We start from the raw sequence: 25,140 nt of genomic DNA, 5'->3' as shown, positions 1-25,140 counted from the left end.
CCCATGTGCGGCACGTAAACTTGCCATGGAAAAGCCGCGACGGATCGCTTATTTTGCAGGCAGAAGAAATCCTTGGCCTGATGGAAACCAGACCCAAAATGCAGCAGCCGCTCGTCGCAGTCTCGACCGACGTCCGCCAGTTCGACAATTACACCTGGCACGCCGCGCCCCAGCAATACCTCGAAGCGGCGATCGCAGGCGCCGGCGTGTTCCCTCTGCTGGTGCCGTCCTTCGGCGACCGACTCGATCTCGATGAACTGCTGTCCTCGGTCGACGGCGTGATGCTGACCGGTTCGAAATCGAACGTTCACCCGTCGCTCTACGATGGCGATGCGAGCGAGGCCAATGGGCCCTACGATGCAGCACGCGATTCCACCACGTTGCCGCTGATCCGAAAAGCGCTCGAACGTGGCGTGCCGCTGCTTGCGATTTGCCGCGGCATCCAGGAGCTCAACGTGGCGCTGGGCGGCACGCTGGGCACCGAAATACAGGAGCGCGAGGGCTCGCTCGACCACCGGGCCCCTGCAAGCGATATTCAGGACGAGCGCTTCGCCATCCACCAGACGATCTCGATCAAGCCAGGCAGTTGCCTTGCAGGCGTGTTCGGCGCTGGCGACATCAAGGTCAACTCCCTCCACCGGCAAGGGATCGAGCGGCTCGGCTCGAAACTGCAAGTGGAGGCTTTGGCCACGGACGGCACCATCGAAGCGGTTTCGGTCAAGGACGCCCGGGCCTTCGCGGTCGGCGTTCAATGGCACCCTGAATACTGGGTGAAGTCGGACAGCAATTCCGCCAAGATTTTCAGGGCTTTCGGCGATGCCGTGCGCATGCACGCAGCAACAAAGGCCGGCGCACGTGCAGCGGCAGAATAGAAGTGGCGGCGCTTCAAGCGCCGCCTTTCGCCACTCAGGTCAGAACTTGTAGCTGAAGCCGACCCGCACGGCGTTTGTGGTCACATGCGTCGGATACAGGAAGCCGCCATCGGTCGCCGGATTGTCGGTGAATTTGCCGAAGTCGCTGTAGCGATATTCGACGCGCGTCGTCCAATTCGGTGCGAATGCATATTCGACACCTGCACCCAATGTCCAGCCAGCTTTCGTATGCGAAGAGCTGTCGCTCGTTCCGCCCTCATTGTAGTCGGTATCGAAATGGGCAACCGCCAAACCGCCTGTCGCATAAAGCAGAGCTGGCCCCATCGCATAGCCAAGGCGCGCCCGCAGCGAGCCTTGCACATCGATCTTGGTCTTGATGTTGCCGGCAAATTCCGAATCCACCGAACCGCTCATTCCCGAGGCTTCGATGTCGGCTTCGGCGCCAAGAACGAACTGACCGTAAGCCTGGTTGTAGCCTATATGAATGCCGCCTAGCACGCCGTTGCTGTTCCAAGAGTCGGCCCAGTCGGAAAAGCCAGTGGCTATCTCAGAATCGTGACTGTCTACCTTTCCCCAGCCATAACCGAGCTGGACACCGGCATAGAAGCCACTCCACTCATAAGTTGCGGGAGCAGCAGGCGAAAGCGCGTCCGCGGCGAACGCGCTGGCCGGGAACAAGGCGAGAATGGTCGAAGCGAGTAGAAAGGACTTCATTTGAGCACCCCAAAGCTGCGCCGAATTTATTTGGCTTAGGGTGCAATACCAAGACAGGCACCGGCATCGGGGATATTTTTCTAGCTGAAGTTGCAAAAAGACCACGCTCGGGGTCACTGGCCGTCGTTGTTCAAAGCCAGAAGCGGCGCGGCCGGCGCGTAGGATTCGTAGCCGTCGCCATCGGCGACGCTGAAGGTGACGATTGGATCGACGCCGTTCTCGCTGAACGCGACCTAGCCATCCGTCTGTTCGCGCCAGAACTTCACGCGCTCGATGCCCGGCATCAGCTTGCCGCAGTTCGCAGCAATTTCGAGCCGCGACAGGCCGTCCGAGACAGATGCTCCGCGCTGGACACTGCAGGCTTCGTTGCCATTGGCGGTCAAGCGGTAGGTGCTGGACGGCGCAACCTGGGACACCCGGCCATCACCGCCATGCAAGAACTGCACTGCGCCAAACAGCGCTACCGACGCAACCAAACCAGCCAGCAACTTCACCCCGGCCACTCCGTAAGCTTAACGAAGTATACAGCATGATTCCAAAGGGTTAAGCGGGCGTTAATAAATGTGGCGGTTGGCCGTCATCGCTCCGCGACCAGCGCATAACGGTCCGCAATCATTTTGAAAAGCCACTCACGCTCGACATCGGTCGCATCACGCGCGAGTTCCACCCTCTCCGCGCCCACATCGACGGTGAGGCGATTGCGTGTATCGCCATCGCGAAGCCGCAACGAGTTGAGCTGCGAACGGTCAATCTTGCGTTGCGTCCGTTTTGGAAACAGGGAAGACCACGAAGGCGTGCTCCTGACGCCGTATGACATTCGGAACGGAGGCGTGCCTGAATCGTAGAGAAGCCCGCCGGCGTCAAGGCTCAGCGTCTCCGGTACCGAACGCTGGAACACCCGGCGGACCATGAGCATGGCCATGCCACCTGCGACTGTCCACGCACAAAGCCAGAAGACGAGAAACGCGGTGGAGGCGTCAGCCGGCGTCGTTGCTATCTGACGGACGACGGAGATCTCGCCGAAAGCCCATCCTCCGAGCCAGAACACCAGGAAGGCACCCGCCGGGAGAAAGGCGGTCGGCGGCTTCGCATAAGGGATGGAAATCAATGGATCGCGGCTGGAACCAGAGACGGCTATCCTGGAATTCTCAGGCTGCTTCACCACGATGATCCGCCAACCTGCTAGCCACGCGCCTTGACCTCGACCGTCTCAGGCACCGGCGTCAGCGGCCGGCGCTCGGTGAACCAGGCAACGAGATTGTCGACGCAGAGGTCTGCCATGGCGCGGCGGGTGTGCTCCGACGCCGATCCGACGTGCGGCAAAAGCGAGGCGTTTGGCGCGTCGAGCAGGGCCTGCGGCACGTTCGGCTCGTCGGCAAAGACGTCGAGCCCGGCGGCGGCGATGGCGCCGCTCTCGAGGGCGGCGGCAAGTGCTGCCTCATCCACCGTGGAGCCGCGGCCGATGTTGACCAAGACGCCGTTAGAACCCAGCGCCGACAGGATTTCGGCATCGATCGCCTTCTGGGTGGCAGCGCCGCCCGGGGCGATGCAGATCAGCGTGTCGACGGCTTCGGCCAGACCTTTCAAGGTGGCATGATATTCGTAAGCCACGCCTTCGACCTTGCGGCGGTTGTGGTAGGCGACCGGCAGGCCGAAGGCTTCAATGCGACGGGCGACGGCAAGGCCGATGCGGCCCATGCCGAAGATGCCGATGCTGCGGCCGCGCAAGGTGAGCCGGCTCAGGCGAAAATTGCCCTTCTTCACCCAATCGCCGTCACGCAGCCATTTCTCCGCGGCGTAGAGTTCGCGAACGGTGTTGATCAAAAGACCGATGGCGGTGTCCGCCACCTCCTCGCTCAGGACGTCGGGCGTGTTGGTCACCATGACGCCGCGCTTCGCCGCATGATTGGCGTCGACCGAATCGTAGCCGACGCCGAAGCTGGCAATGATCTCGAGGTTGGGCAGCGCGTCGATCAGCTCCGCGCTGATCCCTGCGTAGCAGGCGATGCCGCGCGCAGTGGCGCGCATCTCATCGGTCACCAGCGCCGGATCGGCGCGTTCGATCCGGATCAGCTCGAACGCCTTGTCGATGCGGGCGACGGCATGATCGTTGAAATAGCCCGGCACCAGGATTGCGACCGGCAATTTTTCCTCGGCCCTGGTCATGCACGCTCCACCGGCTTGCCGGTCGACTGCCGCACATGCAACTCCGGCTTGATAAGTTCCTGCGACGACCGCACCGCCTGGCCGTTCAATTTGTCGAGCAAGGCGCTCGCGGCGCGGCGGCCGACCTCGCGCTGACCGTTCCAGACCGTGGTCAGGGCTGGTGTCGCGATTGCCGCCTCCTCGAGATCGTCATAGCCGGTTACGGAGATATCGACGCCCGGCACGAGGCCGGCCCGCGCGATGCCGTTCATCAGCCCGATCGCCACCAGATCATTCCAGCAGCACGCGGCGGTAGGCCTGTCCTTCAGCGCCAGGAACTGGCCCGCGGCCTCGAATCCCGCTTGCTTGGTGCGGGGACCTGGAATGCGCCAGGACGGCTTCACCTCCAGGCCGGCCGCCTCCATCGCGTTGAGATAGCCCTGGTAACGGTCGCGGCCGGTCGAGGTCTGATCGGTGCCGCCGACCATGGCGATGCGCTTATGGCCGAGCGAGATCAGATGGTTGGTGGCGAGCGCGGTGCCATAGGCGTCGTCGCCGCGGAACACCGGCACGTCGGCGCCAGCAACGGAGCGCGCGATCAGTACCGCCGGCAGCCCGTTTTCCTCGGCCATGATGATGTCCCCGGCCGGAGTACCGATGGCCGGGGACATGATGACGCCGTCAGCGCCCAGCTGCAGCAGCGTGTCGATGAAGGTGCGCTGCTTTTCGAGCTGGTCGTAGTGGTTGGAGAGGATGAAGGTCTGGCGGCTGCGGTCTAGCTCGCTTTCGATCGAACGCAGGATCTCGGCGAAGAAGGGGTTCATGATGTCGTGCACGACGACGCCGACGATGCCCGAGCGCGAGGTGCGCAGCGAGGCGGCGCGGCGGTTGTAGATATAACCGATGGCCCGGGCATGCTCCTTGATGCGCTCGCGCGTGGCGCCGGCCACCAGCGGGCTGTCGCGCAGCGCCAGCGATACCGTTGCCGTGGAGACGCCGAGCGCGTCCGCGATCGTTGAAAGCTTGATCTTCTGTGCCAGCGCCCTTCGCTCCCCAGGGTCTCTGAATTTCAAGTTTTAAATTGTTTAAATTCGGCCTTATGCCATCGATCGCAAGCAAATCAAAGTTTTTTCGCCAACGCTTCGGCCTCGGTGTCGAGCAGGGCGGAGTTGCGCACGCGAAGCCGATGCTCGCGGTGGATAATGTAGAGGCCGCTTGCAACGATGATGGCTGCGCCAAGCAACGTCCAGCGGTCCGGAAACTGGTGGAAGACCAGCCAGCCGGATATGATCATCCACACCATTTGCGAATAGGGGAACGGCGCCAACTGCGTGGTTGTCGCCAGACGATAGGCCCGGACCAGCAAATAGTGGCCGCCGGCGCCGAAGACGCCCAGCATCAGCACGACGAACCATTGGAAGCCGCCGTGCGGCAGCACGGGCGAGAAGGCAAGCATCGGCGCCAGCAGGACCGACGGCGCAAGCGCCGCGAACAGTATCAGGCTCTCGGATGTTTCGGTCGAAGACATGCGCCGCGTCATGATGACGTAGAAGCTGTTCGACATCATCGAGCAAAGAGCGAAGAGATGGCCGATGCCGAATACGCCTACCCCTGGACGAGTGATGATCATAACGCCGACAAAGCCGGTGAGGATCGCCAGCCAGCGCCGCCAGCCCGCCCATTCGCCGAGCAGCGGGCCAGCCAGCGCGGTGATGACCATCGGGCCGAAGAAATAGATCGAGGTAGTCTCGGCCAGTTGCAACGTCTTCAGCGCCAGGATGTTGAACATGGTCGAGCCGAAAAGCATGCAGCCGCGCAAGATATGCGCCGGCAAGTTGTTGGCGCGAAAACGCGCCGGATCGCGCCAGCCGCGCAGGAAAAGACCTACCAGCAGCACATGGACGGCGAAGCGGGTCCAGGCGACGATCAGCGCCGAGACGCCGGCCAGCACCAGATATTTGCTGGAGGTGTCGAGGAAGGTGAAGCAGACATAGACGCAAAGCATCAAAAGCATCGCCGCGGGCGGCGTTGCGCTGTCGTCTTGGGTTCGGGAAGCAGACAAATTCGGGCCGGAAGGAACAAAGGCGGGAGTCCCACCTTTGCGGCAATCAACGCCTGCCGGCAAGCCAATTGTCCGACGTGGCCGGACCGAAAGCGGCCGCTGCAACAACGCCGCTGCGTTCAGCCATGCATGCGGGCACCCTTGGTGATCTTGTCGACGAGCTTCTTTTCGGCGCGCAAGGCGATGCCGACGGTTCTTGCGTCGTCCGGGGCGAATTCGGCGAAGACGGCTCGGTTGGCGACATCATGGCCGGTCGAAAACATCTCCTCGATATAGGCGGACGTAACGACACCGCGATCCAATGCCCGGCGGTGGATCGCGCCCAGCGCCGCCGCGTCGGCCGACAACACGATGACCGGCTGGATGGACATCGGGTTGTAGAGGTTGCCGGCGCGGTCGCGATAGGGCTCGCCGATGATCTCAGGGAACTGCGCAACGACGCCGCTGGTGAGGAACGCGGTGACGTTGAGCTTCTGCCACACCGGCAGATCCTCTCTGAGAACAATTGCAATTTTCGTTTCGAACACCAAGATTGAGACCTCCGAAATAGCCCGTGACGGGCGGAACAGGCGATGGCGCAGGCTCTAGGCGCGGAAGCGAAGCAAGGTCTTGAACGTTCGTGCGCGGATGCGGCCGATGGTGACCGCATCGTTTCGGCGCCGGGCGGTTCGGGACTGGAACGCATCGAGGCGCGCTTCCACGGCAATGCCTTCGACCTGCACCGGCACGACACCTATGCCATCGGTGTGACGCTCGATGGCGTGCAGCGCTTCCACTATCGCGGCGCGCTGCAACACAGCCTGCCCGGCCAGGCGATCGTGCTGCACCCGGACGAATTGCACGATGGCGGCGCCGGCACGGAGGAAGGGCTTCGCTACAGGATCCTCTATCTGGAACCGTCCCTGCTGCTCGATTGCCTTGGCGGCGAGCAATTGCCTTTCGTGCGCGACGCCGTGGTCGACGACCCGGTGCTGCGAGACACGCTGCTTTCGGCGCTAGCGCCGCTGGACGAGGAGCTCGGCGACCTGTTCGTGGCCGATTTCACGGCGCAGCTGGCGCAACAGTTGAAACGCCACGCCGGGGGGCCGGCAAAATCAACGAGCAAGACCGCATGGCGCGCAGCCGCGCTCGCCCGCGACTATCTGGAGGAAAATGCCGGACGGTCGGTTCGCTCCGATGAGCTGGAAGCCGTCACCGGCCTCGACCGTTACGCGTTGTCACGGCATTTCCGCGCGATCTATTCGACCAGCCCGCACCGCTTCCTGGTGATGCGCCGGCTGCAGAGGGCGCGACGCATGATCGCCGAAGGCGAGCCGCTGGCGGAGATCGCTGCCGGCGCCGGCTTCAGCGACCAGAGCCATTTCAGCCGGCATTTCAAGAAAGCTTTTGGGGTGACGCCGGGGCGCTGGGCGGCGCTGGTAAGCGCGACGCGACAGCGCGACGCATAGCGTCGTCGCTCAAGGGCGAGGCGTCCGGTGATGGGGTTCAGGCGCGACGCGCAGCGTCGTCGCCTTTCGCCAAGTCGCGATGCTGGAGCGACGATGCTGCGCATAGCGCTTGCGTCGCTCGAGACGACGCTTGCGCGTCGCTCGTTAATGGAAACGTCTCGCGGTTGAGCGATGACGCTGCATGTCACGCTATTCATCCATCTCCGCGTCGTCGTCCATCAGGACCAGATCTTCGTTCGACAGGTTCGCCTCGATCCGGGCGAGCAGCTTGAACAGCGCTTTCTGATCCTTCTTGTCGAGGCCCTTCAGCGCCTGCTTCTCGGTCTTCTTGACCGACTTCTCGATGGCGCGGATGGTTTCGCGGCCAGACTCGGTGAGGAAAATGTGGGCCTGGCGAGCATCGGCGTTGGAGGCGCGCTTTTCCAGGAAACCCTGAGCCTGCAGCCGGTTGATGGTCTTGGTGATGGTCGGCGGGCGCACGCCGAGCTTGCCGGCGAGGTTGCCGGGGGTCTGGCCGTCCTCGCGATCGAGCGCCAGCATGATCTGATCCTGGCCGGCATAGAAGCCGTGGGCCAGAAGCCGCGCGGCAAGCGCCGTGCGCGCCAGCCTTGCCGCCGAATGCAGCCGGCTCATTGTCGCTGTCTTGTCCGCCTTGGCCATGGTCGTTCCCTCTTCGGCCGAACCGGCGCTGGCAAGCATAGAAGCTGTCCGACGGCTGGCAAATGACGATTTCAAGAGGCCGGCTTGCGGAACGCTTTGCCGGCAAGCATTACGGCGCCCGCGCAGGTGATGCCAGATGTTTATTTCAGTTAGATGACAAACGACTTTTGCGCTTGTGAGATTGCAACGGAAGCCGGCTAGGGCCATCGGGATTCCGCCGGGCTCGCCCGTTTGGGCCCCCTCGGCCGCCGCCCGATCGGTCCTCTGCGCCATGGCGGGCAGACCGGCCTCCTGGCCTATTGGTTTGGCGCGTGCAAAAGCGCGGCACCCATCCTATATGAGGCGACAAATCCAAGATTTTCGAGGCAAGCCATGAGCGATGCACAGACGCAAATCCCCGTAACCGTTCTGACCGGCTATCTCGGCGCGGGCAAGACGACACTGCTCAACCGCATCCTGTCGGAGAACCACGGCAAGCGCTACGCCGTCATCGTCAACGAGTTCGGCGAGATCGGCATCGACAACGACCTGATCGTCGAATCCGACGAGGAAATCTACGAAATGAACAATGGCTGCGTGTGCTGCACGGTGCGCGGCGACCTGATCCGTGTCGTCGAGGGCCTTATGAAACGGCCAGGCCGCTTCGACGCCATCGTCGTCGAGACCACCGGCCTCGCCGATCCGGTTCCGGTGGCGCAGACCTTCTTCATGGACGACGACGTGCGCACCAAGACCAAGCTCGACGCGGTGGTGGCGCTGGTCGACGCCAAGCACCTGCCACTGCGCCTGAAGGATTCCAAGGAAGCCGAGGACCAGATCGCCTTTGCCGACGTGGTGGTGCTGAACAAGACCGACCTGGTTACGCCGGAAGAGCTGGAAAAGGTCGAGGCGACGATCCGTGCCATCAACCCGGCGGCCCGGATCCATCGCACCCAGCGTTCCGGCGTGGCGCTCAACGAAGTGCTCGACCGCGGCGCCTTCGACCTGTCGCGCGCACTGGAGAACGATCCGCACTTCCTCGACGCGCACGACCATGACCATGAATGCGGGCCGGATTGCGACCACGACCATCACCATCATCACGACGGCCACGATCATCACCATCACGACCATGCTTCCGACATCCATGACGTGACGGTGAAGTCGGTGTCGCTGCGCGGCGGCGAAATGGATCCGAAGAAGTTCTTCCCCTGGATCGAGAAGGTGACCCAGATGGAGGGGCCGAACATCCTGCGGCTGAAGGGCATCATCGCGCTGAAGGGCGACGAGGACCGCTATGTTCTGCAGGGCGTGCACATGATTCTCGAGGGTGACCACCAGCGCCCGTGGAAAGACGGCGAGAAGCACGAGAGCCGGCTGGTCTTCATCGGCCGCGATCTCGACGCCGATCGGCTTAGGAAGAGTTTTGAAGCCTGCCAGGCAGCTTGATTTCCTGACTTTCAGGCGCTAGCGCTGCCCCTTCGTCCTTCTCCCCTTGTGGGAGAAGGTGGCCTCGCGAAGCGAGGTCGGATGAGGGGTGTTCCAGCTTGGCAATGACGGAGATCCGTCACCCACCCTTCATCCGTCTTGGCGCTGCGCCAATCCACCTTCTCCCACCAGGGGAGAAGGGAGAGCCACACCTAGCCGCGCTGGCTAATCGAACGGACCGCTTGCATGCCCACAGTCGCCCCGCTTGATCTCGAAGGCCATTGCGTCGCGGCCGTCTTCCTCAACGACGTGCCGCATTTTGCTCTGGCCGACGGCGCGATCCACCGGCTCGACAACGGACACAAGACCGTGCAGGCCAATGACGGGCTGCTCGCCGCCTTCCATGACTCGGCCAACGATCGGCTGATCACCGGCGGCGAGGACGGCAAGGTGTTTGCCGTCAAGGCTGGCGGCGAGGTGGGCGAACTCGCCAGCGTCGGCAGAAAATGGATCACCAGCGTCGCCGCGGGTCCGCAGGGCGCCATCGCCTACGCCTCCGGCAAGACCGCCTTCGTGCGTTTCGCCGACGGCAAGATCAAGGAATTTGTCCATCCGCGCTCGGTCGAGGGGCTCGCCTTCTCGCCCAAGGGCATGCGTTTCGCGGTCGCCCGCTACAATGGCGCGACGCTGCATTTCCCGGCGGCCGAGGGCAAGCCCGTGGAACTCGAATGGGCCGGCGCCCATACCGGCATCACCTTTTCGCCGGACGGCGCCTTCCTCATCACCACCATGCAGGAGAACGCGCTGCATGGCTGGAAGCTTGCCGACGGCAAGCACATGCGCATGAGCGGTTATCCCGGCAAGGTGAAAAGCCTGTCGTGGAGCGTCAAGGGCAAATGGCTGGCGAGTTCGGGCGCGCCGGCTGCGATCGTGTGGCCGTTCGCCAGCAAAGACGGGCCGATGGGCAAGGCGCCGTTGGAGCTTGGCACGCGCGGCAACACGATGGTGACCTGCGTCGCGTGCCATCCGAGCCAGGACGTCGTGGCCATCGGCTACGAGGACGGCATGGTTATCGCGGCACGTTTCGCCGACGCCAAGGAAGTGCTGCTGCGCCGCCCTGGCAAGAGCGCCATCACCGCCATGATGTGGGACAAGGAAGAGCGCCGCATCGTCTTCGGCAGCGCCGCCGGCGATTGCGGCGTTATCGACATCACGGGTTAGGGACTGGGCAGTAGGGAAGAGATTACTGAATACCGCCTGATCCAACATCCGCCCCTATTGCGGCCAATTGCAGTTTTGCCTGGCCATGGGCAGAGTGCCGCGCCAGACAGAGGGGTTTTCATGCAGGCATCGGACAGTTCCAGGAGTTCCATCGGCGGCATCGCTGTCGCCCGCATCGCCGAATTGCGCGAGGCGGAGGCGGCCGCCTTCCGCGAGGCGCGGCCGAAATCCGAGGCAAAGCTCGGCAACGGCATCGCCGGCTTCCTCGGCGGCGTGCCGATGCACTGGATGACCGACTGGCCTACGCCGTTCCCGATCCTTGTCGACCGCGCCAAAGGCGCCACCATCACCGATATCGACGGCAACAGGCTCGACGATTTCTGCCTTGGCGACACGGGCTCGATGCTCGGCCATTCGCCGCCGGCGGTTGCCCGCGCGATCCGCCGGCAGTCCGGGCGGGGGCTGACCTACATGCTGCCCAGCGAGGATGCGCTGGCGATCGGCCCGCTCCTGCAGCAGCGCTTCGGCCTGCCCTACTGGCAGATCGCCACGACCGCCACCGACGCCAACCGCTTCGCGCTGCGCGTCGCCCGCGCCGTCACCGGGCGTGAAAAGATCCTGGTCTTCAACGGCTGCTACCATGGTTCGGTCGACGAGACGATGGTGCGGCTGATCGACGGCAAGCCGGTGAACCGGCCAGGACTCGCCGGAGAATTCCGCGACCTGACGCGGGCGACGAAGATCGTGGAGTTCAACGACGTCCCCGCCTTGGAGGCCGCGCTTGCGGATCGCGACGTCGCCTGCGTCATCACCGAACCGGTGCTGACCAATTCATGCATGGTGCTGCCGGGACCGGGCTTCCACGACGCGTTGCGGCGCCTGACGCGTGCGGCCGGCACGCTGCTTTTGATCGACGAGACGCATACGATTTCCACCGGCCCGGGCGGCTACACGAAGAAATACGGGCTGGAACCGGACCTGTTCGTGCTCGGCAAACCGGTGGCCGGCGGCGTGCCGGCGAGCATCTGGGGCATGACCGAGGAGGTCGCCACCCGCTATGGCGCCTACAACCGGAGGAAGGAACCCGGCTATTCCGGCATGGGTACGACGCTGTCGGCCAATCCGCTGCAATTCGCGGCGATGCGGGCAACGCTGGAAGAGGTTATGACGGAGGAGGCCTACGCGCATATGGACCGGCTGGCGCGCCGGCTCGATGCGGGGCTCTCCGCCGTCATCGCGCGAAACAAGCTGCCCTGGCACGTCGCGCGGGTCGGCGCCCGCGTCGAGTTCATCTGCGCGCCCGGTCCGCTGACGAATGGCGGCGAGGCGGAAAAGGCGCACGCGCCGGAGCTGGAAGCCGCTGTCCATGTGGCGTTGGTCAATCGCGGCGTGCTGATCGCACCCTTCCACAACATGATGCTGATCTCGCCGGCAACGACGTCGGCGCAAGTGAGCCGGCTGATCGCCGCCTTCGCCGCGGTTGCGGCCAGGCTTACGGCATGAGACAAGCTGCCATGGACAATCCGAACGCCGTAGCAACCTCTCCCTCAGGCTCGACGCCCGCCGAAGCGAAGGCCTTTCTCGACGCGCATCCCGAGATCGAGGCGTTCGACATCGTGCTGACCGACGCCAACGGGATCGGCCGCGGCAAGATCGTGCGCCGGCACGAGCTGATGGGCATTTTCGAGAACGGTCGGCATCTGCCGATCTCGATCCTTGGCCTCGACATCACCGGCGAGGACGTGCACGAGACCGGACTGGTGTGGGATACCGGCGATGGCGACCTGCGCGCGTGGCCGATCCCCGGCACGCTGGTGCCGCTCTACGGCACCAGCCCGGCGCGCGGCCAGGTGCTGATGTCGATGTATCATCTCGACGGTCAGCCGATGACGTCGGACCCGCGGCTTGTGCTGGCAAGGCAGGTCGAATTGCTGGCGGCGCGCGGCCTCCATCCGGCCGGCGCCTTCGAGCTCGAGTTCTTCCTTTTGTCCAACGAGCGCGACGCCGACGGCAAGGTGCAGCCCGCCCGCGCGGTGCTCGACGGCCGCCGCTCGGCCAAGACGGAAGTCTATTCGGTCGACCATCTGCATGGCATGGAGCCGCTGTTTTCCGACATCTACGCGGCCGCCAAGGCGCAAGGCATTCCGGCCGAAACCGTCATCTCCGAATACGCGCCTGGCCAGTACGAGCTGACGCTGAACTACCGCAAGGACGTCATGCGGGCGGCCGACGACCTCGTCATGCTGAAGCGGCTGGTGCGGGCACAGGCGCGCCGGCACAGCGTCACCGCCTGCTTCATGGCCAAGCCCATTGAGGCCTATGCCGGCTCGGGCATGCATTTCCACGTCTCCCTGCTGGACGATGCCGGCCGCAACGTCTTTACCGAGGCTGCCGGCCAGAGATGGTCACCGAAGCTGCTCAACGCGCTTGGCGGCCTGATCCACACCATGGCGGAATCGATGCTGGTGTTTGCGCCGCACGCCAATTCATGGCGCCGCTTCGTCTCGCAGTCCTACGCACCGGTGGCGCCGACCTGGGGCGTCAACAACCGCTCGGTAGCGCTGCGCGTGCCGGCGGGCGATGCCAGGAACCGCCGCATCGAGCACCGGCCTTCCGGCGTCGACGCCAATCCGTATCTGGTGGCGGCAACGGTGTTGGCCGGGATCGTCAAAGGCCTCGACGAGGGCCTGGACCCGGGGCCGGAAACGACAGGGAACGGCTACGAGCAGGCGAGCGAAAGATCGACCATGCCGGCCGACTGGCGCGCCGCGATCGAGGCGGCCAGGGGCTCCGATTTCCTGAAATCGGCGCTCGGCCCCGACCTGCACCGCACCTTCGTGGCGATCAAGCAGGCGGAGTATCTGCGTGTCGCCCGCACCGTCAGCGAGCTGGACTACCACCTTTATCTTCACGAGGTTTGAGGGCTGGCGCGCCGGGCAATTCCAGGGAAAGTGTGCAACGGTTTTCCGCTTGGAATTGCCCAAAAAAGGTAGCCAGATCGGGTCGGCGTTTCTGTGAGACGGTGACCTGGTCTGGGCGCGGCGATCACGTTTTGCCGACGGCAATCAAAAGTTATAGCCAATTCCATTTATGGAACATACCATGAACGAATGACTGTGCTTTCCATCCGCGAGAAACTGGCGATCCTGTCCGACGCCGCCAAGTACGACGCCTCCTGCGCCTCTTCCGGGTCGGCGAAACGCGACTCGCTGAGATCGGGCGGCATCGGCTCGACAGAGGGGTCCGGCATCTGCCATTCCTATGCGCCGGATGGGCGCTGCATCTCGCTCTTGAAAATCCTGCTCACCAATTTCTGCATCTATGACTGCAGCTACTGCATCAACCGCTCGTCCTCGAATGTGCGGCGCGCCCGTTTCAGCGTCGACGAGGTGGTGAAGCTCACCATGGATTTCTATCGCCGCAACTACATCGAGGGGCTGTTCCTGTCCTCGGGCGTCATCCGCTCGCCCGACGAGACGATGGGCGAGATGGTCGAAGTGGCGCGCAGGCTCAGGATCGAGGAAAAGTTCGGCGGCTATATCCACCTCAAGACCATCCCGGAAGCGTCGGCCGAATTGATCGAAACGGCAGGTCTCTATGCCGACCGTCTGTCGATCAACGTCGAACTGCCGACCGACGAGGGCGTGAAGAAGCTTGCGCCGGAAAAGAAACCGGAAACGATTCGGCTTTCGATGGCGAAGCTGCGGCGCAAGATCGAGGAGAAGGCCGAGCCGACATTGCAGAGCCGCAGGCGCGAGCGCTTCGCCCCGGGAGGCCAGTCGACGCAGATGATCGTCGGCGCCGACAGGACCTCCGACGATGGCATCCTGCGCGCCAGCGCCCGGCTCTATGGCAGCTATCACCTGCGGCGCGTCTACTACTCCGCCTTCAGCCCGATCCCGGATTCGTCGTCTTCGCTGCCATTGCAGAAGCCGCCGCTGATGCGCGAGCACCGGCTCTACCAAGCGGATTGGCTGATGCGCTTCTACGGTTTCTCGCAGCCGGAAATCCTGGCCGGCAGCAATGACGGCATGCTCGACCTGGCAATCGATCCCAAGCTTGCCTGGGCGCTGCGCAACCGGGGCCGGTTTCCGGTCGATGTCAACCGCGCCGAGCGCGAAGCGCTGCTGCGCGTGCCAGGCCTCGGCACCAAGGTCATCGACAGGATCATCGAGACACGCCGCCACCGCCGGCTGCGGCTCGAGGATGTCGGACGGCTCTGCCATTCGATCGCGAAGGTCAGACCCTTCATCATCGCGGAAGGCTGGTCGCCCGGCGCGCTCACCGACAAGGTTGGTCTGCGTCAGACGATCACGCGTTCCTGCGAGCAACTTTCGTTGTTCTAACCATGGTCAATACCCAGCTCAATCTCGCCGCATATCTCGTCCGGCTCGAAAGCCAGACGGATTTTGCGGGCTGGCGCGACGCGGCGCGGCGGCTGGCGACGAACGACATCCCGCCGGAGAACGTCTCATGGCAGGTCGAGCCTGATAGCGAAAGCCGTGGCAATGATTTGCCGGCTGTACGGGCCGATGCGCGGCTGGTCGCGCCGCGCGAGTTCATCGAGCGGGCCGAAACCGTGATCTGCCATTGCGACCCCGAGCGCTTCGGCCTCCTCTACCGGCTGCTGTGGCGGCTGCGGTCCGAACCCAAGCTGCTGTCGATTGCGACCGATCCTGACATCCGGCGGCTGGAGGCGATGGAAAAGGCGGTGAGACGCGACATCCACAAGATGCGCGCCTTCGTGCGCTTCCGGAAGATCGGCGAAGGCGCGGACGAGCGCTACGTCGCCTGGTTCGAGCCGGAGCATTTCATCGTCGAGCGCAATGCCGACTTCTTCGTGCGGCGCTTCACCGGCATGCGATGGACGATCCTGACGCCGTATGCCTCGGCCGACTGGGACGGTGAGCGGCTGGCGATCGGCCCGGGGGCCGGCAAGCGCGATGCACCTGCGCAAGACGATGCCGAGGCGTTGTGGCGGACCTATTTCGAGAATATCTTCAACCCAGCCCGCCTCAAGGTGAAGGCGATGCAGAAGGAGATGCCGAAGAAATATTGGCGGAACCTTCCCGAGGCCTCGCTCATTCCAGATCTGATAGCAGGAGCGGACAAAGCCGCGTCAGCCATGATCGAGCGCATGCCAACCACCCCAGCGCCCCACCATGCCAAGGTACAGGCCAAGCACTGGCCTACGCCTGAGCCGACCGATGTGGCTGCGCCTGAGGCGGAAGATATTCCGCAGTTGCGCGAAGTGGCGAAAGGCTGCCATCGCTGCCCGCTCTGGCGCGATGCCACGCAGACCGTCTTCGGCGAAGGGCCGGAGAACGCCGATGTGATCTTCGTCGGCGAACAGCCGGGCGATCAGGAGGATCTGGCCGGCAAGCCATTCGTGGGGCCGCCGGGCAAGGTGTTTGATAGCATCCTCGACGATGCCGAGATCGACCGCCGCAAGGTCTATGTGACCAATGCGGTCAAACACTTCAAATTCGAGCCGCGCGGCAAGCGGCGCATCCACTCGAAACCCAATGCCGGCGAAATCCAGGCCTGCCGCTGGTGGCTGGACAAGGAACTCGACCTGATCAAGCCGAACCTCGTGGTGGCGCTCGGCGCGACGGCGGCGCAGTCGCTGCTCGGCAAGGCGGTGCCGATCACCAAGATGCGCGGCGACATGGTCGAGCGTGAGGATGGGTTGCGCGTGTTCCTCACCATCCACCCTTCCTTCATCCTGCGCATCCGGGAGCAGGAGAACAAGGAGGCCGAGCGGGAGCGTTTCCTCAAGGATATGCGGAAGGTGAGGGAGCTGATGGAGGCGTGACCGTTGTTCTGCGCGCCCAAGGAAGGGTTTGACGGATCCTGTTGTATGGAGGTCGCGCGGCCTTGGAGATTAGCCGAAACGCCATCAGTTCTTCTGTGGGGCTCCGCGCTACCTAACGAGTATCGCCCTCAGATCATTCACGTTCGTTCCGGTCGGTCCCGGCACGAACAGGTCGCCGACCGCATTGAACGCCGTCCACGCGTTGTTGCCGGCGAGCATGGCCTTGGCGTCGACGCCTGCCGCGCGCATGCGCGCCACGGTCGAGCCGTCGGCGAAGGCGCCGGCATTGTTCTCCGAGCCGTCGATGCCGTCAGTGTCGGCGGCCAGTGCGTGGATGCCATTCACGCCGTCGATGCCGATGGCGAAGGCAAGCAGGAATTCGGAATTGCGGCCGCCCTTGCCCCTTATGCCATTAACAGGGGCGCGCAGCGTCACCGTCGTCTCCCCGCCGGAGAGGATCAGCACCGGCTTGGCGAAGGGGCGGTTGCGTGTCGCCACCTCACGCGCGATCGCGGCATGGACGCCGCCGACCTCGCGCGCCTCGCCCTCGATGGCGTCCGACAGGATGACGGCCTCGATGCCTTGCCGCTTCGCTTCGGCGGCCGCGGCCTCCAGCGACACGCCGGCCGAGGCTGTCAGGTGCACCTCATTGCCGGCAAAGCGCGGATCATCGGGACGCGGCGCGTCGGCGGCCGGCGACTGGATATGCGCCATGACGGAGGCCGGCAGCTTCATGTTGTAGGCGGCGATCGAAGCCATCGCGTCCCCGCGGCTGCCAACGTCGGGAACCGTCGGTCCCGAGGCGACCAGCGCCGGATTGTCTCCGGGAATGTCGGAGACGACCAGCGATACCACGCGCGCCGGGTGCGCCGCGGCGGCAAGGCGCCCGCCCTTGATGGTCGAGACATGCTTGCGGATGGTGTTCATCGCCGCGATCGGCGCGCCTGAGGCAAGCAGCGCCTCGTTGACGGCAATTTCATCGACAAGCGTCAACCCGGGAGCTGGCGACGGCAGCAAGGCCGAACCGCCGCCGGAAATCAACGCCACCACCAGATCGTCAGCGGTCAGCCCACGCACTTTCTCCAGCAGGCGGCGAGAGGCTTCCAGGCCGGCCGCATCCGGCACCGGGTGCGCCGCCTCGATGATCTCGATGCGTTCGCATTTGGCGCCATAGCCGTAACGGGTGACGACAAGGCCGTCGATCGGACCGTCCCAGACCCTCTCGAAAGCGGCCGCCATCTGCGCCGAGCCCTTGCCGGCGCCGACGACAATTGTGCGGCCCTTCGGCTTTGCCGGCAAATGGTTGCGGATCGTCTTTTCCGGATCGGCGGCGGCGACGGCGGCGTTGAAGATCGATGTGAGGAAGCTTTTCGGGTCGGTCATTTTTCTTCCGGCGGCAGCGCGAGCCCGCTCGCGTCGATGCCTAGATGCTCACACAATGCATTGACGACGACGCCATGGTCCTCGCGCTCCGGCAGGCCCGAAACGGCGATGACGCCGATGACGCCGGTGCCTTTCACCGTGATCGGGAAGCCGCCGCCAGCGAGCACATAGTCGGCGATGTCCAGCCCCTCGCCGACCTTGAAGGTGCGGTCGGGGCGCTGCTGTTCGAGCACAAGGCGATAGGTGCTTCTCAGATAGCGCTTGACGACGTTGATCTTGCGCCGCGCCCAGTCGGGATTGGAGGCATTGGAGCCCGGCATGGCGGCATAGAAGAGAGGCCGGTCGAACGTCCTGATGTCGACGATGATCGGCAGGTCTTCCTTTAGCGCCCGGTCCCGGATGGCGGAACCGATCTTGAAGGCGACGGCCTCGTCGAAGGCCGGAAAGACCAGCGCGGCTTCCTGTTTCTTGATCAGAGCGATGTCGTCGGCGGCAGCCATGGCGTTCCCTGTCAAATGTCGCCGCCCGCTTTGGCCGATGAGTGACGCTAGGTCAAGCGACGAGCATGTTTAATCTATACAGCAATCGCGCTCTTTGCCGGCCGCCCCGCCACATAGACCTCGCGCACAACCCGATCGTCGCCCAGCGTCTGCAGCAGGAAGAGTTCCTCCGCCAGTGTTTCCACCGTCTCCATCCTGAGCCGCATCGCCGGCGTGGCATGGGCATCGAGCACGACGATGTCGGCGTCGGTGCCTTCCTCCAGCGTGCCGACCCTGTCGGCCACCGATAGCGCCTCGGCGTTGCCGCGCGTCAATTGCCAGAAGGACTGGAACGGGTTGAGCTTCTCGCCGTTCAGCGCGATGACCTTGTAGCCCTCGTCCATGGTGCGCAGCATCGAATAGTTGGTACCGCCGCCGACATCGGTGGCCGCCGCGATGCGAAGCGGATTTTCGCGCCGGCGGTAACGCTGGTAGTCGAACAGGCCGGAGCCGAGGAAGAGATTGGAGGTCGGGCAAAACACCGCGACCGAGCCCGATCGCGACAGCGCGTCCGCCTCGTGCTCGGACAGATGGATGCAATGCCCGAACAGGCTCTTTTTGCCGAGCAGGCCGTAATGCTCATAGACGTCGGTGTAGTCGCGCGACCAGGGATAGAGCTCCTGGGTGAAGGCGATCTCGGCATGGTTTTCCGACAGGTGCGTCTGCATGTGGAGGTCGGGATATTCGCGGCAGAGCGCGCCGGCCATCTCCATTTGCTCGGGCGTCGACGTAATGGCGAAGCGCGGGGTGATGGCATAGTGCTGGCGGCCTTTGCCGTGCCATTCGGCAATCAGCGTCTTGGAGTCGTCATAGCCGGTTTGCGGCGTGTCGAGCACCGCGTCCGGCGCATTGCGGTCCATCATCACCTTGCCGGCGATGTTGAGCATGTTGCGTTCGTGAGACTCGGCGAAGAAGGCTTCGGCCGATGATCTGTGCACGGAGCAGTAGGCGGCGACCGTCGTCGTGCCGTGCCGCAGCATCTCGTCGAGGAAGAGGCGCGCTATGCGGCGGCCGTGCTGCGCGTTCTGGAACTTCAACTCTTCCGGAAACGTGTATTTGTTCAGCCAGTCGAGCAGCTCCGCGCCATAGGAGGCGATCACCTGCATCTGCGGCACATGGACATGGGCATCGAGGAAGCCCGGCAGGATCAGATGCGGGCGATGGTCGATCGTCTCGACACCGGCGTCCGCCTTCTTCAGGACCTCCGCATAGGAGCCGGCGCCTACGATCCTGCCATTGTCGATCAGCAGGGCGCCATCTTCCTCGTAACGCCAGGCGGAATGATCGTCGATCGTTTCGGGCCAGCGCAGGAAGGAGAGCGTGCGGCCGCGCAGCAGTTTCGATGTCATGCTTATCGTCCAGCGCCTTCGAACCAGGCGACCAGAAGGGCCCTTTCCTGGTCGGTTATCTGGGTGACGTTGGCGGGCGGCATCGCATGCGCCCGGCCAGCCTGGATGTAGATCTCGCGGGCATGCTCGGCGATGCGCTCGTCTGTGTCGAGCAGCACGCCCTTCGGCGCATGATAGATGCCTTCATAGACCGGCTCTTCCGTATGGCACATGGAGCAGCGGCCGAGCACGGTGTCGCGCACGGCCGGAAAATGCGCCGAGGCGATATAGACCTGCGCCGCGGCGGAGGCAGCGGAGGTCTTCGGCTCGCCGGTCAGCACCTTCGGCACGGTCGACAGCCAGATGATGATCATGAACAGCACGGCCGCGCCCAGCCAGGTCCAGTGCGGATTGCCCTTCCTTGCGTGCACCGTGTTGAAATAGTGCCGGATGAGCACGCCGATGATGAAGACCAGCGAGGCGATGACCCAGTTGAACTGCGTCCCGAAAGCCAGCGGGTAGTGGTTGGACAGCATCAGGAACAGGACCGGCAAGGTCAGGTAGTTGTTGTGCAGCGAACGCTGCTTGGCGATCTTGCCGTATTTCGGGTCGGGCTTGCGACCGGCGATAAGGTCGGCGACGACGATCTTCTGGTTGGGGATGATGACCATGAAGACATTGGCCGACATGATCGTGGCGGTGATGGCGCCAAGATGCAGGAAAGCCGCGCGGCCGGTGAAGAGGTGGGTGAGCCCCCAGGCGATGAAGACAAGCACGCAGTAGAGCACCAGCATCAGCCCGGTGTCGCTTTTGCCCAGCGGCGAGCGGCAGAGCAGGTCGTAGACGATCCAGCCGACGCTGATGGTAGCCAGCGACAGCAGGATGCCGACCGGCACCGAGATGTTAAGCACGTTGGGATCGATCAGGAACAGGTCGGCGCCGGCATAGTAGACCACGCAGAGCATCGCGAAGCCCGACAGCCAGGTGGCGTAGGATTCCCATTTGAACCAGGTGAGGTGCTCCGGCATCTCGGCCGGCGCCACCAGATATTTCTGGATGTGGTAGAAGCCGCCGCCATGCACCTGCCACTCCTCGCCGAAGGCGCCGGCGGGCAGGCCGGGACGCTGGCGCAGGCCAAGGTCGAGGGCGACGAAATAGAAGGACGAGCCGATCCAGGCGATGCCGGTGATGACATGCAGCCAGCGGACGGCAAAGCTCAGCCAGTCCCAGAAAATCGCGAAATCCATCATTGCCTTCGTCCCTGCCGATCAGGCGACTTTACGGTGTGCAGCGCAAACGAAAAGAGGCGAGGTGCGCGATGACTTTCAAAAAAAAATAAAAAATACTAGGGTTGCTTACGCAGCCGCATGAGAGCCACGAATGGCCTATCTCGACAACATCGCCGTCTTCGTCCGCGTCGTCGAGCTCGGCAACCTGTCGGCCGCGGGGCGCGACATGCGGATTTCGCCGGCGGTCGCCTCCAACCGCATCAAGGAACTGGAGAAGCATCTGGGTGTGCGGCTGTTCAACCGGACGACCCGCCAGTTGATGCCGACGGAGCACGGCACGGTGTTCTATACCGGCGCCAAGCAGGTGCTGGACGCGATCACGGACGCGGAAGCAGCGGTCGCGGCACTTTCCGGCCAGCCGCGCGGCACGATCAGGGTGACGGCGCCGCTCGGCCTCGGCAGGCGGCTGATCGCTTCCGGCATACCGGACTTTCACGACAGATATCCGGATATCGAGGTGCGGCTGAGGCTCTCCGACCACAATGTAGACATCATGAAGGAGGGCATCGACGTCGCCTTCCGGCTCGGCATCATCGAGGATTCAAGCCTCAGGATGCGTGGCATCATGGAATGCGAACGCGTGCTGGTGGCCGCGCCGAAATATCTCGAAGCGCGCGGCGAACCGGCAGAGCCGCAGGAACTGATCAGCAAGAGGCACGACTGCCTGATGCTGCGCTATGCGGGCGCGCGCGAGTATGTCTGGACGCTGCAGACGCCAAGCGGCCCGCAGAAGTTCGAGGTGCACGGACCCTACGATACCGACGACGGCGACGTTCTGACCGGCTGGGCGCTGTCGGGGCGCGGCATCATCAACAAGCCGCGCTTCGAGGTCGAGCCCTTCATCCGCGACAGCCGGCTGAAGGTGATCCTCACCCGGACACCGCCGACGCCGGTGCAGTTCGCCGCTGTCTATCCGCACAAGAAGCTGCAGGACCCGAAGGTACGGCTTTTGCTCGACTTCATGGCCGAGCGCTGCCAGCGGCTGATCAAGGATCTTCTGGCCGGAAAGTGATGGGCCGGTGGTCCAGTCGCCGGGCTTGCCTTGCACGGCAGCGAAATTAGGTTGGTGAGATGCATCTCGCCATCTCGCTGAACATCGCCGCCAAAAACGGGCAGGACGTGCTCAGCTTCGACCAGATCGTCGCCTTTGTGCGGAAGATGGAAGCGGCCGGTTTCGACATGGTCTTCATTTCCGATTCATTGGCGAGCGGCGAGCCGTCGACCAGCCCCTTCGAAGCGACTACGCTGCTGGCCGCGCTGGCGACGGTGACCGGCAGCATCGGGCTCGTCGCCGGCGCTTCGACGCTCGCGCACCAGCCCTACAATCTGGCGCGCCGCTTTGCCTCGCTCGACATCATCAGCCACGGCCGCGTCGGCTGGAACGCGACGATGCGCCAGAACCCGCGCGAGGCGGCGAAGTTCAGCCGGCCGGAAGGGTTCGGCGACGAGGATTTTCGTCGCCGCGCAGAGGAATATATCGGCATCGTCCGGGGACTATGGCAGGGCTGGGAAGCAGACGCCCTGCTGTTCGACAAGGCGGGCGGCCGTTTCCACGATCCCGGCAGGATGCGCTTCCTCGACCATAAGGGCGAATTCTTCTCTGTGCGCGGACCACTCAACGTTGCTCGCTCGCCGCAGCACATGCCTGTACTGGTGATGTCGAGCCTTTCGGAATCGCAGTTCGATTTCGCAGCGAGCTTTGCTGACGTGATCGTGCTTGACGATGTGTCACCAGCGGACGCGAAATCCACTGGCGACGACCTGAGGCGCCTGGCGGCGACTGCTGGACGCAGGCCGAGCGCGCTGAAGGTATTGGCTGCCTCCCTGGCTGGGCCTGTCTCACAACCGATAGTTTGGACCGCTGGCTCACCACGCCAGGCTTCGACGGCATAAACTTCACTTTGCCGGCTGATATTCCGACGGCTCTTGATTTCACGGACCGCGTGCTGCCGGAGCTTCGGCGTCGCGGACTGACGCGGTCCGCCAATGCCGGAGCGACGCTGCGCGAGCATCTCGGGCTTGGGATGGGGGGCGCGGAATGAGCGCGCGCCAGATGAAGCTTGGGCTGTTCCTATGGGCGACCGGACACCACATCGCCGCTTGGCGCCATCCAGACGCCTATGTGAGGGCCGGCATCGACATAGACCATTACATAAAGCTGGCGCAGACGGCCGAGGCGGCGAAGTTCGACATGGTGTTCTGCGAGGACGCCGCCGGCCTGCGAGAGGCTAATGTCAACATCGCCAGCCAGACGTCGCGCTCGATCGGCTTCGAGCCGATCAGCCTGCTTGCGGCGCTAGCCGCGCAGACCGAGCGCATCGGCCTCGTGTCCACAGCATCGACCAGCTACAACGAGCCCTATGGGCTGGCGCGCATGTTCGCCTCGCTCGACAATCTGAGCGGTGGCCGCGCCGGCTGGAACCTCGTCACCTCGGCCAGCCCCATCGAAGCGGCGAATTTCGGCGCGACAGGCCTCAGGCCGCATGCCGATCGCTATGCGCGGGCGCGTGAATTCGCCACGGTGGTTGCCAGCCTGTGGAACCGCCACGCTGCCGGGCATACCGGCGAGAGTTTTTCGGTGCGCGATCCGCTCGATATTCCGCCTTCGCCGCAGGGCACGCCGGTGATGGTGCAGGCCGGTGCTTCGGAGGACGGCAAGGACCTTGCCGCGCGCACCGCCGATGTCGTGTTCTCGGCCGCGCAGACTTTCGGGGAGGCCAAGGCCTTTTACGACGACCTCAAGGGACGGCTTGTTGCCTATGGCCGCCAGCCGGACGATGTGAAGATCATGCCCGGCGTGGCGCCGATCGTCGCCGCCACCAAAGCCGAGGCACAGGCGAAGTACGACGCGCTGCAGGAGCTTATCCCCGACGATGTCGGCGTGGCGCTGCTTTCCAGCTATCTCAGCATTTCCGATCTCGGCCGCTACCCGATCGACGGGCCGCTGCCCGAACTACCGGAAAGCGAAGGCATGAAGAGCCGACAGGCGCTGGTCATTGAGCAGGCGCGCCGCGACGGGCTCTCGATCCGCGAGCTCGCGCGTTACTTTGCCGGCGCGCGCGGCCATTGGCGGGTCGTCGGCACGGCCGAAGAGATCGCCGACGAATTGCAGGCACGCTTCGAAGGCGGCGCGGCCGACGGCTTCAATGTGATGCCGTCCTGGTTCCCGGGCGAGCTCGATGCCTTCGTGACGCTGGTAGTGCCTGAGCTGCAGCGGCGCGGCCTGTTCCGAAAAGACTACGAGGGTCGCACGTTGCGCGAGCATCTTGGCCTCAAGCGGCCAGTTTAGAGCGGCTCAGTCGATCAGCCGCGCGGTTCCCGACACCCTGATCGAGCTGCCCGGCACCGGCGAGATGTCGGCATGGAGGCGCGAGCGCATGCCCATGTCCTCGCCCTGGACGATGTCGATCGCGCCGCCATGCGGCCAGCCGAGATCGCGCAGATAGCCGGCAAAGGCGGCGGTCGCGGCGCCGGTCGCCGGATCCTCGTAGACGCCGCCCGAGGCGAAGGGATTGCGCGTGTGGAACAGGCGCGGCGTCTCGGCGTAGGCGAGCAGGATGGTGACCAGCCCTTCGCGCCGCATGAATGACTGGCCTTTCTTGAGATCATAGGCCATGGCGGCCAGCGCCGCGCGAGACTTCAGCGCAAGCACGAGATGATCGGCGCCGCCATGGATAAGAGCCGGCGGAATAGCGGGATCGAGATCGCCCGGCTGATAACCGAACAAGGAGAGCGCCTCGCCGACCAATTCCGACGAGGCCGGCCGGCTGCGCGTCGGCGGCGACTGCAGGGCGGCTGCGAAATTGGCGCCATCGCGAAAACCCTCGACGGTGATGTTCGCCTGATTGAGGGTCAGATTGAAAACGCCGTCGCCGAATCTTCTGACCAGCGCCGCGCCAAGCGCGATTGTGGCGTGACCGCAGAACGGCACTTCCGATTCCGGCGAAAAGTAGCGGACGCGCCAGCCGCTGCCTTCGGGCGCTGCGAAGGCGGTTTCCGAAAAACCGACTTCGGCCGCGACGCGCTGCATGTCGGCGACATCGGGCAGGATGTCTCCAATGACCACGCCGGCGGGATTGCCGCCGATGTGTCCATCCGAAAAGGCTGCAATTCTCAATACATCCATGGTCCCGATCCCGTTTTCGTGAGGCGCAACAAACACGTTTCGCGACGTTTTGGGAAACGAAGAAAGCGACGAGCAGCGGTGAGCTTCGGTCACAGCTGCAATCAGGCTCCTCGATCCAATGCGGAACGAAA

General features: G+C 64.0%; 24 protein-coding genes. 11 read left to right on the top strand and 13 right to left on the bottom strand.

Going from position 1 to position 25,140, the window contains the following annotated elements:
* Window positions 1-98 precede the first annotated feature (98 nt).
* A complete protein-coding gene (locus ACR64R_RS24475; protein WP_487358816.1) occupies window positions 99-872 on the top strand; it encodes a gamma-glutamyl-gamma-aminobutyrate hydrolase family protein in 774 nt (257 codons plus the stop codon).
* Window positions 873-911: 39 nt separating this feature from the next.
* Here ACR64R_RS24475 and ACR64R_RS24470 read toward each other — a convergent pair whose 3' ends face one another.
* The 7 genes from ACR64R_RS24470 to ACR64R_RS24440 form a co-directional block, all read right to left on the bottom strand.
* Window positions 912-1,703, bottom strand: a complete 792-nt coding sequence (locus tag ACR64R_RS24470; protein WP_487358815.1) for an outer membrane protein — start codon at window positions 1,701-1,703, stop codon at window positions 912-914.
* 116 nt (window positions 1,704-1,819) lie between these two features.
* Window positions 1,820-2,080, bottom strand: a complete 261-nt coding sequence (locus ACR64R_RS24465) for a hypothetical protein (protein ID WP_487358814.1) — start codon at window positions 2,078-2,080, stop codon at window positions 1,820-1,822.
* Between the two features lie 83 nt (window positions 2,081-2,163).
* Complete coding sequence (locus ACR64R_RS24460) at window positions 2,164-2,748, bottom strand: hypothetical protein (RefSeq protein ID WP_487358813.1); 585 nt, start codon at window positions 2,746-2,748, stop codon at window positions 2,164-2,166.
* A gap of 20 nt (window positions 2,749-2,768) precedes the next feature.
* Window positions 2,769-3,752, bottom strand: coding sequence for a 2-hydroxyacid dehydrogenase (locus ACR64R_RS24455; protein ID WP_487358812.1), 984 nt, complete (start codon window positions 3,750-3,752; stop codon window positions 2,769-2,771).
* Window positions 3,749-4,771 carry a LacI family DNA-binding transcriptional regulator gene (locus ACR64R_RS24450; protein WP_487362540.1) on the bottom strand — a complete coding sequence of 341 codons (1,023 nt, stop codon included), beginning with the start codon at window positions 4,769-4,771 and terminating at the stop codon, window positions 3,749-3,751. The genes ACR64R_RS24455 and ACR64R_RS24450 overlap by 4 nt, the downstream gene beginning before the upstream one ends.
* Window positions 4,772-4,851: 80 nt before the next feature.
* The gene (locus tag ACR64R_RS24445; RefSeq protein ID WP_487358811.1) at window positions 4,852-5,736 is read right to left on the bottom strand and encodes a DMT family transporter; all 885 of its coding nucleotides are present in this window, start codon (window positions 5,734-5,736) and stop codon (window positions 4,852-4,854) included.
* A gap of 176 nt (window positions 5,737-5,912) precedes the next feature.
* The gene (locus ACR64R_RS24440; protein ID WP_487358810.1) at window positions 5,913-6,320 is read right to left on the bottom strand and encodes a DUF2000 family protein; all 408 of its coding nucleotides are present in this window, start codon (window positions 6,318-6,320) and stop codon (window positions 5,913-5,915) included.
* A 45-nt stretch (window positions 6,321-6,365) separates the two neighbouring features.
* Between ACR64R_RS24440 and ACR64R_RS24435 the strand changes: the two genes are divergently transcribed.
* Complete coding sequence (locus ACR64R_RS24435) at window positions 6,366-7,241, top strand: AraC family transcriptional regulator (protein WP_487358809.1); 876 nt, start codon at window positions 6,366-6,368, stop codon at window positions 7,239-7,241.
* A gap of 189 nt (window positions 7,242-7,430) precedes the next feature.
* On the opposite strand, the gene ACR64R_RS24430 is transcribed toward ACR64R_RS24435, so the two are convergent.
* Window positions 7,431-7,901 (bottom strand): MarR family winged helix-turn-helix transcriptional regulator, encoded by a 471-nt coding sequence (locus ACR64R_RS24430; RefSeq protein WP_487362539.1) that lies wholly within the window; start codon window positions 7,899-7,901, stop codon window positions 7,431-7,433.
* Between the two features lie 372 nt (window positions 7,902-8,273).
* Between ACR64R_RS24430 and ACR64R_RS24425 the strand changes: the two genes are divergently transcribed.
* The 6 genes from ACR64R_RS24425 to ACR64R_RS24400 all read left to right on the top strand — a co-directional run bounded on the left by ACR64R_RS24425 (window position 8,274) and on the right by ACR64R_RS24400 (window position 16,344).
* Entirely contained in the window at window positions 8,274-9,329 is a 1,056-nt protein-coding gene (locus tag ACR64R_RS24425; RefSeq protein WP_487358808.1) for a CobW family GTP-binding protein, read from the top strand.
* A gap of 225 nt (window positions 9,330-9,554) precedes the next feature.
* Entirely contained in the window at window positions 9,555-10,529 is a 975-nt protein-coding gene (locus tag ACR64R_RS24420; protein ID WP_487358807.1) for a WD40 repeat domain-containing protein, read from the top strand.
* A gap of 120 nt (window positions 10,530-10,649) precedes the next feature.
* The gene (locus ACR64R_RS24415) at window positions 10,650-12,032 is read left to right on the top strand and encodes an aspartate aminotransferase family protein (protein ID WP_487358806.1); all 1,383 of its coding nucleotides are present in this window, start codon (window positions 10,650-10,652) and stop codon (window positions 12,030-12,032) included.
* 11 nt (window positions 12,033-12,043) lie between these two features.
* On the top strand, window positions 12,044-13,450 hold the full coding sequence (locus ACR64R_RS24410; RefSeq protein WP_487362538.1) for a glutamine synthetase family protein: 1,407 nt from the start codon (window positions 12,044-12,046) through the stop codon (window positions 13,448-13,450).
* Between the two features lie 189 nt (window positions 13,451-13,639).
* Window positions 13,640-14,875, top strand: a complete 1,236-nt coding sequence (locus tag ACR64R_RS24405; RefSeq protein WP_487358805.1) for a putative DNA modification/repair radical SAM protein — start codon at window positions 13,640-13,642, stop codon at window positions 14,873-14,875.
* 2 nt (window positions 14,876-14,877) lie between these two features.
* On the top strand, window positions 14,878-16,344 hold the full coding sequence (locus ACR64R_RS24400; RefSeq protein WP_487358804.1) for a UdgX family uracil-DNA binding protein: 1,467 nt from the start codon (window positions 14,878-14,880) through the stop codon (window positions 16,342-16,344).
* Window positions 16,345-16,452: 108 nt separating this feature from the next.
* On the opposite strand, the gene ACR64R_RS24395 is transcribed toward ACR64R_RS24400, so the two are convergent.
* From ACR64R_RS24395 to ACR64R_RS24380, 4 genes are all read right to left on the bottom strand, one after another.
* Window positions 16,453-17,727, bottom strand: coding sequence for a glycerate kinase type-2 family protein (locus tag ACR64R_RS24395; RefSeq protein WP_487358803.1), 1,275 nt, complete (start codon window positions 17,725-17,727; stop codon window positions 16,453-16,455).
* Complete coding sequence (locus ACR64R_RS24390) at window positions 17,724-18,227, bottom strand: heme-degrading domain-containing protein (RefSeq protein ID WP_487358802.1); 504 nt, start codon at window positions 18,225-18,227, stop codon at window positions 17,724-17,726. Before ACR64R_RS24390 ends, ACR64R_RS24395 begins: the two co-directional genes overlap by 4 nt.
* Before the next feature lie 74 nt (window positions 18,228-18,301).
* Window positions 18,302-19,615, bottom strand: a complete 1,314-nt coding sequence (gene guaD, locus ACR64R_RS24385; RefSeq protein ID WP_487358801.1) for a guanine deaminase — start codon at window positions 19,613-19,615, stop codon at window positions 18,302-18,304.
* A 2-nt stretch (window positions 19,616-19,617) separates the two neighbouring features.
* Window positions 19,618-20,844 (bottom strand): urate hydroxylase PuuD, encoded by a 1,227-nt coding sequence (locus ACR64R_RS24380; RefSeq protein WP_487358800.1) that lies wholly within the window; start codon window positions 20,842-20,844, stop codon window positions 19,618-19,620.
* A 130-nt stretch (window positions 20,845-20,974) separates the two neighbouring features.
* On the opposite strand from ACR64R_RS24380, the gene ACR64R_RS24375 reads away from it, so the two are divergent.
* The 3 genes from ACR64R_RS24375 (at window position 20,975) to ACR64R_RS24365 (ending at window position 24,172) form a co-directional block, all read left to right on the top strand.
* The gene (locus tag ACR64R_RS24375; RefSeq protein WP_487358799.1) at window positions 20,975-21,895 is read left to right on the top strand and encodes a LysR family transcriptional regulator; all 921 of its coding nucleotides are present in this window, start codon (window positions 20,975-20,977) and stop codon (window positions 21,893-21,895) included.
* Window positions 21,896-21,954: 59 nt separating this feature from the next.
* Complete coding sequence (locus ACR64R_RS24370; RefSeq protein ID WP_487358798.1) at window positions 21,955-22,776, top strand: LLM class flavin-dependent oxidoreductase; 822 nt, start codon at window positions 21,955-21,957, stop codon at window positions 22,774-22,776.
* Between the two features lie 145 nt (window positions 22,777-22,921).
* Entirely contained in the window at window positions 22,922-24,172 is a 1,251-nt protein-coding gene (locus ACR64R_RS24365; RefSeq protein WP_487358797.1) for an LLM class flavin-dependent oxidoreductase, read from the top strand.
* Window positions 24,173-24,178: 6 nt separating this feature from the next.
* Here the strand turns inward: ACR64R_RS24365 and ACR64R_RS24360 are convergent, their stop codons facing one another.
* The gene (locus ACR64R_RS24360; RefSeq protein ID WP_487358796.1) at window positions 24,179-25,009 is read right to left on the bottom strand and encodes a PhzF family phenazine biosynthesis protein; all 831 of its coding nucleotides are present in this window, start codon (window positions 25,007-25,009) and stop codon (window positions 24,179-24,181) included.
* Window positions 25,010-25,140 lie beyond the last annotated feature (131 nt).

Source organism: Mesorhizobium sp. MC2-1-1 (assembly GCF_057597255.1).
Note: the sequence above shows the minus strand (reverse complement) of the source record. Positions and strands in the feature narration are given on the sequence as shown.